The organism is Methylobacterium sp. DB0501 (genome assembly GCF_011043735.1).
GTDB classification, from domain to species: Bacteria; Pseudomonadota; Alphaproteobacteria; order Rhizobiales; family Beijerinckiaceae; genus Methylobacterium; species Methylobacterium alsaeris.
This window is the reverse complement of sequence record NZ_JAAKGV010000011.1, coordinates 206032-218079: the sequence shown is the minus strand read 5'-3', so window position 1 is coordinate 218079 and position 12048 is coordinate 206032. Positions and strand designations below refer to the sequence as shown.

General features: G+C 73.2%; 10 protein-coding genes and 1 pseudogene. 7 read left to right on the top strand and 4 right to left on the bottom strand.

All coding sequences use genetic code 11. From position 1 onward, the window contains the following. Window positions 1-31: 31 nt before the first annotated feature. Window positions 32-937 carry a LysR family transcriptional regulator gene (locus G4G93_RS18055; protein ID WP_165086025.1) on the bottom strand — a complete coding sequence of 302 codons (906 nt, stop codon included), beginning with the start codon at window positions 935-937 and terminating at the stop codon, window positions 32-34. A gap of 110 nt (window positions 938-1047) precedes the next feature. Here G4G93_RS18055 and G4G93_RS18050 point away from each other — a divergent pair, with 110 nt between their 5' ends. Continuing rightward, window positions 1048-2031 (top strand): quinone oxidoreductase, encoded by a 984-nt coding sequence (locus tag G4G93_RS18050; protein ID WP_165086023.1) that lies wholly within the window; start codon window positions 1048-1050, stop codon window positions 2029-2031. Between the two features lie 227 nt (window positions 2032-2258). Here the strand turns inward: G4G93_RS18050 and G4G93_RS18045 are convergent, their stop codons facing one another. Next, window positions 2259-2783: a TspO/MBR family protein gene (locus tag G4G93_RS18045; protein ID WP_165086022.1), complete on the bottom strand. Its 525-nt coding sequence runs from the start codon at window positions 2781-2783 to the stop codon at window positions 2259-2261. 104 nt (window positions 2784-2887) lie between these two features. On the opposite strand from G4G93_RS18045, the gene G4G93_RS18040 reads away from it, so the two are divergent. Together G4G93_RS18040 and G4G93_RS18035 are read left to right on the top strand one after the other, a co-directional pair. Next, a complete protein-coding gene (locus G4G93_RS18040; protein ID WP_165086020.1) occupies window positions 2888-4042 on the top strand; it encodes a PLP-dependent aspartate aminotransferase family protein in 1155 nt (384 codons plus the stop codon). A 102-nt stretch (window positions 4043-4144) separates the two neighbouring features. After that, on the top strand, window positions 4145-4609 hold the full coding sequence (locus tag G4G93_RS18035; protein WP_165086019.1) for a hypothetical protein: 465 nt from the start codon (window positions 4145-4147) through the stop codon (window positions 4607-4609). 4 nt (window positions 4610-4613) lie between these two features. Here G4G93_RS18035 and mdoH read toward each other — a convergent pair whose 3' ends face one another. Continuing rightward, complete coding sequence (gene mdoH / locus G4G93_RS18030; protein ID WP_165086017.1) at window positions 4614-6533, bottom strand: glucans biosynthesis glucosyltransferase MdoH; 1920 nt, start codon at window positions 6531-6533, stop codon at window positions 4614-4616. Between the two features lie 206 nt (window positions 6534-6739). Here mdoH and G4G93_RS18025 point away from each other — a divergent pair, with 206 nt between their 5' ends. The 4 genes and pseudogenes from G4G93_RS18025 to G4G93_RS18010 all read left to right on the top strand — a co-directional run bounded on the left by G4G93_RS18025 (window position 6740) and on the right by G4G93_RS18010 (window position 10615). Then, the gene (locus tag G4G93_RS18025) at window positions 6740-6988 is read left to right on the top strand and encodes an SDR family NAD(P)-dependent oxidoreductase (protein WP_395412598.1); all 249 of its coding nucleotides are present in this window, start codon (window positions 6740-6742) and stop codon (window positions 6986-6988) included. A 233-nt stretch (window positions 6989-7221) separates the two neighbouring features. Further along, window positions 7222-8388 carry a B12-binding domain-containing radical SAM protein gene (locus G4G93_RS18020; RefSeq protein ID WP_165086016.1) on the top strand — a complete coding sequence of 389 codons (1167 nt, stop codon included), beginning with the start codon at window positions 7222-7224 and terminating at the stop codon, window positions 8386-8388. After that, window positions 8373-9548, top strand: a complete 1176-nt coding sequence (locus G4G93_RS18015) for a glycosyltransferase family 4 protein (RefSeq protein ID WP_165086014.1) — start codon at window positions 8373-8375, stop codon at window positions 9546-9548. Before G4G93_RS18020 ends, G4G93_RS18015 begins: the two co-directional genes overlap by 16 nt. A 2-nt stretch (window positions 9549-9550) precedes the next feature. Then, window positions 9551-10615: pseudogene (locus G4G93_RS18010) on the top strand (glycosyltransferase). Between the two features lie 302 nt (window positions 10616-10917). Here G4G93_RS18010 and G4G93_RS18005 read toward each other — a convergent pair. Further along, window positions 10918-12048: a M20/M25/M40 family metallo-hydrolase gene (locus G4G93_RS18005; RefSeq protein WP_165086012.1), complete on the bottom strand. Its 1131-nt coding sequence runs from the start codon at window positions 12046-12048 to the stop codon at window positions 10918-10920.

Genomic DNA, 12048 nt, shown 5'->3' with positions numbered 1-12048 from the left:
CCGCCCGGTCGCGCTGCAATCGGGCGCCGCTCTAGACCGGCGCGTCGCGCGCCGAATCGGCGAAGTGGGCGAGCGCGAAGTCAATGAACGAGCGCAGCTTCGGGGTGATCCGCCGGTCCGGCGCGTAGAGCAGATGCATCGGCCGGGAGACGGGCCGGTAGGCCGGGAGCACCGGCACCAGGTGGCCCGCCGCGACGGCGTCCCGCATCAGCGCGGCCGGCTGCAGCAGCAGGCCGAGGCCGGCGAGCGCCGCGGTCAGCAGGGCCTGCCCGTTATTGACCAGGAGGCGGTACGACACCTCGACCGCCTCGGGCCCGTCCGGCCCGACGAAGCGCCACTGATCCCCCGTCGCCATGTAGGCAAAGCCCAGGCATTCATGCTGCGCGAGGTCGGCCGGCACGCGCGGCGCACCCCGATCGGCGAGGTAGGAGGGGGCGGCGCAGAGGGTGAAGTCCATCGGACGCAGAGGCCGGGCGATCAGGCCGCTCTCGGCCGGCGGGCCGACGCGGAAGACCACCTCGTACCCCTCCTCGATCAGGTCGACCTTCCGGTCCGAGAGGGTCAGCTCGACATCGACTTGCGGATAGGCCGCGAGATAGGCGGGCAGCACCCGGGCGAGGTCGTAGGCGCCGAACGTAACCGAGGCGTTCACCCGGATCCGGCCGCGGGGCACCGCCTGGCTGCTCGCCGCGACGGCCTCTACCGCCTCGACCTCTGCCAGGATGATGCGCACCCGTTCGTAGAGCGCGCGGCCCGCCTCGGTCAGGCTCTGCCGGCGCGTCGTCCGGTGGATCAGGCGAACGCCCAGATGCTCCTCCAGCAGTCGCACCTGCTTGCCCACCGCCTGCGGCGAGAGTTCGAGCGCTTCGCCGGCAGCCGAGAACGACCCCGTCTCGACCGCCTTGGCGAAGGCCTCCATGCCGGACAGCCGATCCATCGATTAAAAACGGTCCGTTTCAAATCTCGAATGCGCGGCCGGATTTATCACGCCGCTCCGTCGGTTCATACCTCGCCCACGAACGGGGCAGACCACAGGAGGAGCCCGCCATGTCGAGCCAGCAGCGCCGCGTCGTGATCACCGAGTTCGGCCCGCCGCAGGTCATGCGCCTGCGCAGCGAGCCGCTTCCCGCTCCCGGCCCGGGCGAGGCGCAATTGCGCCAGAACGCCGTCGGCTTCAACTTCATCGACGTCTACCAGCGCCGGGGCGCCTATCCGCTCGACCTGCCGACCGGGCTCGGCTTCGAGGCGGCGGGCGTGGTCGAGGCGGTGGGGCCCGACGTCACCGACCTGAAGCCCGGAGACCGCGCGGCGTATATGAATGCCGGCGTCGGCGCCTATGCCGACCGTCGCAACGTGCCGGCGGGCAAGCTCGTGCGGATCCCCGAGGGCATCACCGACGAAGCCGCCGCCGCCCTGCTGTTCAAGGGCATGACGGCGCAATACCTGCTCCGCAAGACCCATGCGGTGCAGGCCGGCGACCTGCTGCTGGTGCATTCCGCGGCCGGCGGCGTCGGCCAGATCCTGACCCGTTGGGCGACGGCGCTCGGCGCCAAGGTGGTCGGCACCACCGGCTCGCCGGAGAAGCGCGACGCCGCTCTGGCCGCCGGCTGCACGGCCGTCATCGACCTCAACGATCCCGACTGGCCGAAGGCGTTCCTCGCGGCGACCGGCGGCGCCAAGGCCCGGGTCGTCTACGACGCGGTCGGCAAGGACACGCTCCTGAAGTCCCTCGACTGCGCCGCCCCGTTCGGCCTCGTCGTCTCGTACGGTGCGGCCTCGGGACCGTCGCCGGCGATCGACCCCGAGCTTCTCAACAAGAAGGGCTGCCTGTTCCTCACCCGCCCCTCGGTCTTCCCGCACAATGCCGACCCGGCCACCTTCCGGGCCAATGCCGCCGACCTGTTCGACGCGATCGGAAGCGGCCACGTCGCGGTCGATATCGGGGCGCGCTTCCCCCTCGATCAGGTGGTGCAAGCGCACGAGGCGGCGGAGGCGCGCAAGGTCACCGGGGCGATCGTGCTGGTGCCGTGAGGCGAGGTGGCGAGGGGGTCAGGCTCTCCGAGCAGACGTCGCCGAGGTAGTTGCCGGTTTTGCGAGAAAAATCTGCGACAAGACAAGGCCTCAAGCGGACGAAACGTCGGCCTGCCGACGCAGGTCTGCCTGGACGGACCCGACCCCCTCCTGGTCGTCCCGGGCTCCGCCTTGGCGGCCCCGGGATGATGCGGCGGGCTGCAATCCCGGTGTTGCCCGACCTGTCGTCAGTTCATCCACCAGATCGCCGCGTTGAGTGCCGTCGCGTAGGCGACCCAGGCCGCGTAGGGGACGAGGACGAGGGCGGCGAGCCGGTCGAGGGAGGCAAACAGCCGGATCGTCCACAGGATCATCACCAGGAGGGCGACCACCACGACGAGTCCACCGCCGAGATCGTGGCGGGCGAAGAAGACCGGCGTCCAGGCGCCGTTGAGGGCGAGCTGGACGAAGAACGCCCACAGGGCGAGCGTCCGGGTGCGCCGCAAGGACCCCGTCGCCGGCGCGGTGCCGAGCACCCGCCAGCCCGCGAAGGCGATCAGCGTGTAGAGGATCGTCCAGGCGACGGGAAACAGCCAGTTCGGCGGCGTGAAGCCCGGCTTGGCGAGGCCCGCATACCAGGTCGGGATGTTCGACGTGGTTGCCAGACTCCCCACCACCGCGACCGCCGCGACGGGCAGGATGGCGGCCAGCAGGCGTGGCACGGGCGAGAGGGCGGGCCGGGCGGGGTGGGTGAGCGTTGCGGTGGGCGGCATCTCGGGCTCGGGTGCTATACCGGGATGGAGGTTGCGCGGCGGCACCGGTTCTGCAAGGCCGGCGGCGGAGCAAAAACGTCCTCGTCGCACCCTGGAGTCCCGGCATGAGCCACGCCCCGCGCCCCTGGTCGAAGAAGAGCCTCGCCGCGCAGGCACTCGGCCACGTCGATCCGGTCACCAAGGCCGTGGTTCCGCCGATCCACGTCGCCACCACATACATTCGAGACCCCGACAACCAGTATTCCTCCGGCTACGTCTACGGCCGGCCCGACAATGCCACGGTGCGCGAGGCGGAGGCCGTCATCGCGATGCTGGAGGAGGCGGAGGCCGGGGCGCTCCTGTTCTCCTCCGGCATGGCCGCCGCCACGGCGGTGTTCGGTGCCCTCGATCCGGGCGACCACATCGTGGCGCCGACCGTGATGTACTGGGCCCTGCGGCGCTGGCTGTCCGAGGAGGCGACCCGCTGGGGCCTCAAGGTCGACTTCGTCGCCACCGACGACCTCGACGCCCTCAAGGGCGCCGTGCGGCCCGGGCAGACCAAGCTCGTCTGGCTCGAGACCCCCTCGAACCCGCTCTGGACCGTCACCGACATCGCGGCGGCGGCCGAGATCGCCCACGCGGCGGGCGCGCGCCTCGCGGTCGATTCGACGGCGAGCTCGCCGGTGGTGACCCGGCCCCTGTCGCTCGGCGCCGACGTGGTGATGCACGCCGCCACCAAGGTGCTCAACGGCCATTCCGACGTGATCGCAGGCGCCCTCGCCGGCGCGAAGGCCGACGAGTTCTGGGCCCGGATCCAGCGCATCCGCTCCGGCAACGGCGCGATCCTGGGGCCGTTCGAGGCCTACCTCCTGATGCGCGGGATGCGCACCCTGCACGTGCGCATCAACGCCCAGATGGCGAATGCCGCCGACCTGGCGCGGCGCCTCTCGGCCCATCCCGCGGTGAGCCACGTGCTCTATCCGGGCCTGCCCGAGCATCCCGGCCACGCGGTCGCGGCGCGCCAGATGACTGGCGGCTTCGGCACCATGCTGTCGATCCGGGTGGCGGCCGGCGAGGCGGCGGCGATCCGGGCGGCGGCGCGGGTGTCCTTGTGGAAGCGCGCCACCTCGCTCGGCGGCGTCGAGAGCCTGATCGAGCACCGCGCCTCGATCGAGGGCCCGAGCACCCCCTGCCCGGTGGACCTGCTGCGCCTCTCGGTCGGCATCGAGGAGGCCGACGACCTGTTCGCGGACCTGGACCAGGCCCTGCGCCAGGAGTGAGGAACAGGCGGCGGGAGCTTCCTGCGATCATGGAGCTTCTTGCAACTTCGGCGCGTTGAACCGGCGAAGCTTTTTCTTCTCCGGCTCACGGGAGACCCCGCCATGCCCGCCGCCCTGCCCTTCGCGCTTCTCGGCGCGCAGCTCGTCCTCGTCGCGGCGGATGGTCCGCCGCGGCTCAACATCGAGGCCACCTGCAACTCGCCCGGTCGCGCCTCGGTCAGCCAGGAGGCCGGCTCCGACGGCTGCCTGCGCTCCGAGCGCTCCGCGGGCGACGAATTGCGCAAGCGCTGGAGCCAGTTCTCCGGTTCTGCCAAGAGCCAGTGCTCGCAGCAATCGAATGCCGGCGGCTTCCCGAGCTACGTCGAGATGTTGACCTGCCTCGAACTCGCCAGCGGCACCGTGCCCGTGACGAGCCCGACCAACCGCGCCACCGCCGGCCAGGGCAGCCCCACCTCGACCGGCAGCGTCCGCGGCCGCCCGGAGGAACGCGCCGACGGCATGACCGCCGAGCCGGCCCCGAGCCAGCGCACCGACCCGCTCAAGGTGCTGGGCAAGCCGGCGCGGTGATGATTTACCGCGGCGGCAACGCCTTCGCGTCGTCCGTCGCCGTCGCGAGCCAGACCGGCACCTCGCCGCGGACGCATGGCGGACGGACGGGGGCAGGCGGCGCGGCGCGGGCGGCGGCGAGGTCGCGCAGTTCGGGGGCCTGGGCGGTGTCGTCGATGGTGAGGAACAGGCCGCGCCGGCGCGCCGCGTGGCCGAGATCGGCCCGGCTGGTCAGCACGCTGAGCGCCGGGCTCGCCAAAAGGGCGAGGGCGAGCGGCGCCATCCACAGGGCGAGCAGCGGGTCGGCCGCGTAGGCGAGGGCCGCCGCCAGGAGGCCGCCGGCGACCAGCGAATCGGCCTGGAGCCGGCAGGCTTCCGACCACGGCACCCGGCGGTCGTCGCGGACCTGGGTGTCCCAGCGCACCACCCGGCCGGCGAAGGTCGTCGCCACGGCGCCGGCATTGAACAGGGTCATGACCGGCCAGAGCAGCACCCACAGGGCCTGTTCGAGGGCGGCGCTGACGAGCAGGCGGCGCGTGCCCCCGAAGGCGGCGCGGCGCGCCGGCGACCGCAGGACGTGGCCGAGGCTGAGAAGCTTCGGAGCCGCCAGCACGGCAAGACTCAAGGCCGCCAGGATCGCCGCCGCCGGCCCCTCGCCGGTAAGCCCGTAGGCCAGCAGGCCCAGATCGCCGCTGCGGATCGCCTGCCAGGTGCCAAGACCTAGGAAGGCGATCCAGACCGGCGAGGCGAGGTAGGACAGGATGCCGGCGCCGAGGTGCCAGCGGCTGCCGGCGGTGAGGCCGGGCAGGCCGATGATGCCGAGATGCTGCAGGTTGCCCTGGCACCAGCGCCGCTCGCGGCCGAGGAGGTCGGTGAGGTTGGTGGGCATCTCCTCCCAGGTGCCGGGCTCCTCCGGCAGCAGGTGCAGCTCCCATCCGGCGCGGCGCAGGAACGCCCCCTCGACCGTATCGTGGCACAGGATCTCGCCGCCGAGCGGGGCGCGTCCGGGCAGCACCGGCAATTCGGCATTGGCCGCGAAGGCCGCGACCCGCAGGATGGCGTTGTGGCCCCAGTAGCCCCCGTCCGGCCCCTGCCAGGTCTCCAGTGCCCGGATCGACAGCGGCGCGTAGAGCCGCACGGCGAATTGCTGGATGCGGGCGAACAGGGTGTCGCGCCCGGCGGCGTAGCTGACGGTCTGGATCAGGCCGGTGCGGGGATTCTCCTCCATCAGCCGGACCAGGCGGCGCATGGCGGCGCCGGTCATCAGGCTGTCGGCATCGAGCACGATCATGAAATCGTATTCGTGGCCGTAGGTCTTGCAGAACTCGCCGATATTGCCGGCCTTGCGCCCGGTATTCTCCTGGCGGCGGCGGTAGCGGATCGCCGGCAGGCCGGGCCCGGCGGCCCCGCGCCACTCCTGGATGCGGGCGAATTCGCGCTCCTCGGCCGCGGCGATCTCCGGGTCGCGGGTGTCGCTGAGGACGAAGATGTCGAGGTCGCTCCCGTCGCCGCCGGTGCGGGCGAGCGAGCGCGCCATCACCCGGACTGCGGCGAAGACCGCCGCCGCATCCTCGGCGTGGATCGCCACCACGGCCGCGGTGCGGCTGCGGCCCGTGGCCTGCGGCGCGGTCTCGCCGGCCTGCCGCTCCACCGCCGACATCACCCGGGTCCCGAGGCCGGCAGCGACAGCGCCGTAGAGGTAGGTCCAGGCGATGTAGGATTGCCAGGCCATGGCGAGGCAGAACAGCACCAGCACCGCCGCGTCGAGCGGTCCGTCCGGCACGCCGGTGCTGGCGATCGCCGCCGCGGCGAGGGCCAGGGCCGTCGCGACCGTCGGCAGGGCGAGCGCCAGACGGCGCCGGCGTAGACCGGCGTCCTGACGCTGGGCGAGGTCCGCGCCGGGGGCAGCCGGCACCGCATCGTGCGACGAGGGAACAAGGGACATGGGGGGGTCGCGTGAACTCGTGGATGGGGGCCGGTGCGGGAGGCGCGCCGGGCGCCATGGCGGCGCTATCCTGCTGGCCGTCATGGATCAATTGTGCTGAATGACGCCAGAACGATGACACCGGCTCGCGAGGCCCCGCCCCCATACACACTGCTTGGATGTATCCGGTCCGGGCGGGGCCGGGGCGAGACGAGGGAGCGCGAGGGGTGCCGCAGACCATCCTCATCACCGGCGGCGCCGGCTTCATCGGCGCCGGCCTCGCCGACGCCCTGGCGGCGGAGGGGCGGGACGTCCTCGTCTACGACGCCCTCCTGCGTCCCGGCGTCGAGGCCAACCTCGCCTGGTTGAAAGAGCGCCATCCGGCACGGATCTCCGCGGTCACGGCGGATGTCCGCGATGCGGCGCGCCTCGTGGCCGCGGCCGCGGGGGCCACGCCAGCGTGCCACCGCGCCTGAGGCCGCCCCGGCACCGGACACGCGCGAGACGCGATTCGGTTCCAGGACCGAGCCTGCAGCACGGGCATGATCGAGGCCGCGCCATGCGCCCGCATCATGGCGAACGACCCTTCGGTATCACTCGCTTAACTCTGTCCGGGCGAAAAGGCCTTGTCGGCCGAAGCGGCCCCGCCACTTCCTCAATAGTCGCCCCCAGTACCCGCGATGACCGCTTCCGGTTCAGGACAGCCGCTTTGAGAATCGCCCTCGTCAATCCGACCTGGAGCTTCGAGAACAGCATCTATTTCGGGTGCCGTTCGCCGCACCTCTCCATCGAGCTCGGGGCCTGCAGGGTGTTGCTGGAGCGGGCCGGCCACGAGACGCTGATGCTTGACGGCGCCCTCGATGGGCTTTCGCTCGACGGGCTGGCCGAGAGGGTCGCGGCGTCCGCACCGGCCATGACGGTGGTGACGACCGCCCCGACCTACCTGTTCTGGCGCTGCGCCCCGCCCGAGCTGCGGGTGCCGCGCGCCTTCCTCGACGCGCTCGCCGGGCGCGACGGCCGCACCGTGGCGGTCGGCCCGCACGGCTCGGTCGCGCCGGAGACGGCCCTGGCGACGCTCGCCTGCGCCCTCGTGGTGGGGGGCGAATGCGAGGAGGTGGTGACCTCGCTTGCCGAGGGCGGCCTCGCGCGGCCCGACAGGGTTCCGGCGCTCGCCTTCCGCGACGGCGCCGGGACGGTCGTGACCGGTGGCCCGGCGGCCACCGTCTTCACCGACCTGCCGGCCCTGTCCCGGCCCGATCCCTGGGTGGCGCGCCACGCCCACCACCACCGCTTCGACCGGGCGCCGGAGAGGCCGGGGGCCGAGATCGAGGCCTCGCGCGGCTGCCCTCATTCCTGCACCTTTTGCGCCAAGATCGATTTCCGGGACAAGGACCGGCAGCGCGCCCTGCCGCTCATCCTGGAGGAGCTCGACCGGTTGATCGCGCAGGGCGTCACCTATCTCTACTTCGTCGACGGGATCGAGGCCGGTGTCGAAAGCCTCACGGAAGCCGGGCGCGCGATGCTCGACAAGAATTGCCGCGCCTCGACCGGCGACGTCTCCGAGCCCCTGATCCATGCCCGCCGCTCGGTGCCGTTCGTGCAGGCCAACCTCATCAAGGTGGCGGGGGACGATCCCGCGCTGGCGGCAGGCTGGCGCGACCGCCTGCGCGCCGCCGGCGTCTGGGCCAACGATCCCCTGCCGCTCCATCCCTACCCGTCCTCGCTCGATGACCGCCGCCCGCGGGGCGAGCCGGACGACGAGGCCTGGGAGCGGGCCCACGCCCATTACCTCGGCCAGTTCGACCGCTTCAGTGACATCCAAGAGGAGCGGCCGGCCCCGTTGCGCGAGTTGGAGGCGGCATGCTGCCCAGCCTGACGGTCCCGGCCGGACGCCCGATCCCGCATCGCGGCGCGCCGGCCCTCAACCTGTTCATGACCGTCGATGCCGTCGGCGGCATCTGGGAATACGGGCTCGACCTCGCCGAGGAGCTGATCCGCCAGGGCGTCGGCGTCACCCTGGCGGTGCTCGGGCCGGAGCCGAACCAGGACCAGTTCCGCGCCGCCCGCGCCATCCGCGGCCTTGACCTGCGGCCGCTGGGCACCAGCCTCGACTGGACGGCGCTCACCCGCCGGGAGGTGGAAGCCGCCGCCGCCGTCGTGGCCCGCGAGGCCGAGCGGGCCGGCGCCGACCTGATTCACCTCAACAGCCCGGCGCTGGCCGCGATCACCGGGTTCTGCGCGCCGGTGATCGCGGTGGCGCATTCCTGCGTGGCGACCTGGTGGGCGGCGATGCGGCCGGGCCCGCTGCCGCCGGACCTCGCCTGGCGGGCCGGCCTCGTGGCGGAGGGCTACCGCCGGGTCGACGCGCTGCTCAGCCCCACCCGCGCCTTCGCCGAGGCGACCGCCGCGGCCTACGGGATCAGCCCGCCCCGGGTGGTGCCGAACGGCCGGCGCAGCGCCGCCGCCCGCGGGCAGCGCACCCCGGCGGGCGCCGCCGCCTCCCCCTTCGCCTTCACGGCGGGCCGGCTGTGGGACGAGGGCAAGAACGCCCGCACCCTCGACCGGGCCGCCGCGCGGATGCGCCTGCCGCTGCTGGCCGCCGGCGACCTGAAGGGCCCGAACGCGGCCCAGTTCACGCCCGCCCACCTGCGGCCGCTCGGCCGCCTGAGCGACCAGGACGTGGCGCGCTGGCTCGCCGGTGCCCCGATCTACGCCTCCGCCGCCCGCTACGAGCCGTTCGGCCTCGGCGTGCTGGAAGCCGCGAGCGCCGGTTGCGCCCTGGTGCTCTCCGACATCCCGACCTTCCGCGAATTGTGGGACGAGGCCGCGATCTTCATCGCGCCGGACGACGATGCGGGCTTCGCCCACGCCATCGAGATGGTGGCGGCCGACCCCGCCATCCGCGCGCGGCTCGGCGCCGAGGCGCGGACCCGGGCCGGGAGCTTCACGGTCGAGGCGATGACGGCCGGCGTCCTCGACGCCTACCGGGCGGTGCTCGAGGCGCCGCCCCCGCTGCGGGCCAGGGCGCTGGCGTAAGGATCGTCGACGTCACGCATTCCCCGCGCGCGTGCTGGAACCACGGCAAAGCCCACTGCCTGCGCGGCGTGCTGCGCGAGCTGCAGGCCCTCGGCCACAGCGTCGCGGCGCACGAGCCGGACGAGGCCTGAAGCGTCGAGAACGTGCGCCGCGATCACGGCGAGGCCGGCCTCGCCTCCTCGCTGGCGCCCTATCCCGAAACGACGGCCACGATCGATCCGCCGGGCTTCGACCTCGACGCCGCCGACCTCGTGCCGGTGCACGAAAGGAACGAGCCGGCCCTGGTCGCCCGTATCGGCGCGGCGCGACGGCGGGCGCTTCACGCTTCTCTTCCACGACACCCATCACCGGGCGGTGAGCGAGCCGGACGCGATGCGGGCCTACGACCTCGCCGGGTATGGCGGCGTGCTGGCCTTCGGCGAGACCCTGGCCGAGATCTATCGCGGCCGGGGCTGGGGCACCTCCGTCTTCGTCCGGCACGAGGCCGCCGATACCCGCCTGTTCATCCTCCGGAGTCGGAGGAGCCCCGCGACGGGCTGGTCCGGATCGGCAACCGGGGCGATGGCGAGCGCAGCGCCGAGCTGGAGCATTTCCTGTTCGGGCCGGCCGAGCGGGCGGGCCTGTCCCTCGACGTCCGCGGCTTGCGCTACCCCGACGAGGCGACGGCGACCTTGCGGCGCTTCCATGCGCGCTACCGGGGCTGGCTGCCGAATGCCCACGCCCCGGCGCCCTTCGCCCGCCATCTCGCCACCGTGCACGTGCCGCGGCGCTTCGACGTCGAGGCCCTGCCGGGCATCCCGACGATCCGGGTGTTCGAGGCGCTGGCCTGCGGCATACCCCTGGTCTCGGCGCCCTGGCGCGACAGCGCGGGGCTGTTCACGCCGGGGGGCGACTTCCTGGTGGCGCCGGACGGGACGGCGATGGAGCGCCACCTGCGCGACCGGGCGGCAGGATCCGTCCTTGCGCGCCGCGCTGGCGGAAGGGGCTTGCGGACGATCCGGGCCCGGCACACCTGCGCGCACCGGGCGGCGGAGTTGCTGGCGGTGGCGGAGCGGCTGCGGGGATAAGGGGCGGCTCGCCTCGTCTGGAGACGTCCTGCGAATGCGCCCACGGGAACCCTGTCCCAACGGAACCCGGGATTGCCCGGGTTCCGCATCGCCGTGCGCAAGCTGGGGGAGGATGGCGAACGGAGTGAGCCGGGAGACGGGCAGCGCGACATCGAAGGACGCAGCGCCGGTCAGAACGGTTCCGCGACATCCGGGAGCGTGGCTCCCCTCGTCCGCCCCACTCCGTGGGGCCCCCTCCCCCGCAGAGGGGGGAGGGTTCAAGGGCGGCGAGATACGAAACACTCTCAGTTCCTTATCTCAGGTCAGTCCCTTGTCTCAGCATGGCCCACCCGCACGAGCAGGTTCGCCATCACGGCCACCCGCGGCCCCAGGCTCGCGAGATCCAGGTGCTCGTCATGGGCGTGGAGCCCGGCCCCGCAGGGGCCGAGCCCGTCGAGTGTCGGCACGCCGAGCGCCCCGGTGAAGTTGCCGTCGGAGCCGCCGCCCGATACTTCCGGAGACACCGTCACCCCGAGCGCCGCCGCGACCGTCTGCGCGGCGTCGTAGAGCGCCCGGTCCCCCGCCCCGGTGCGCCAGAGCGGGCGTTCGCCGACAAGGTCCGCCGTCAGCCGCCCGTCGGTCTCGCCGGCGACGATCCCCTGGATCCCGGCGCGCCCGGCCTCGTCGGCGGCGACGCACAGCATCTCGGCCGCGGCGCGCTCGGGCACGCAATTGACCCATCGCCCGCCGCCGATCACCCCGACGCTGAGGCTCGCGCCCGGCACGCTGCGGCCCTCCAGCGCCACGATCGCCCGGGCGAGCCGGTGGATCGCCGAGACGCCCCGGCCGGGGTCGCGGCCGGCATGGGCCGGCCGGCCGGTCGCCGACAAGGCGTAGCGCAGGATCGCGTGGCGGCCGACGACGAGGCCGCCATTGTCGCGGGCGGGCTCAGGCACCAGCACGCAGGCCGCCGCCTTCGCCCGCGCCTCGATCAGCCCGCGGGAGCGCGGCGAGCCGATCTCCTCGTCCGAGGTGATCACGATCTCGACCGGGCGGGCGAGGTCGGGTCCGGCCCGGCGCAACGCCTCCAGCGCCAGGACGATCCCGCCCTTCATGTCGAGGATGCCGGGCCCGAAGGCACGGTTCCCCTCGATCCGCCACGGGTTGGTGGCGAGTTCGCCGACCGGATGGACGGTGTCGAGATGGCCGAGGATCAGGATCGGCGGCCCGGTCAAGGCCCCGCCCCGGTCGGACCGGGCCAGCACGGCGCCGGCGGCCTCGAGGCGGGAATCGGCGGGTGCGACCGCGAGGCCGTCCGCCGCGAGTTCCGCGCGCATCAGGGCGAGCCCGGCGGCGAGCGCCTCGGAATCGTAGCTCGGCGTCTCGCACGAGACGAGGCGCCGCAGGCGGTCGAGGACGGGCCGAAGCTCCGCCGGATCCGGAGCCGGAATCAT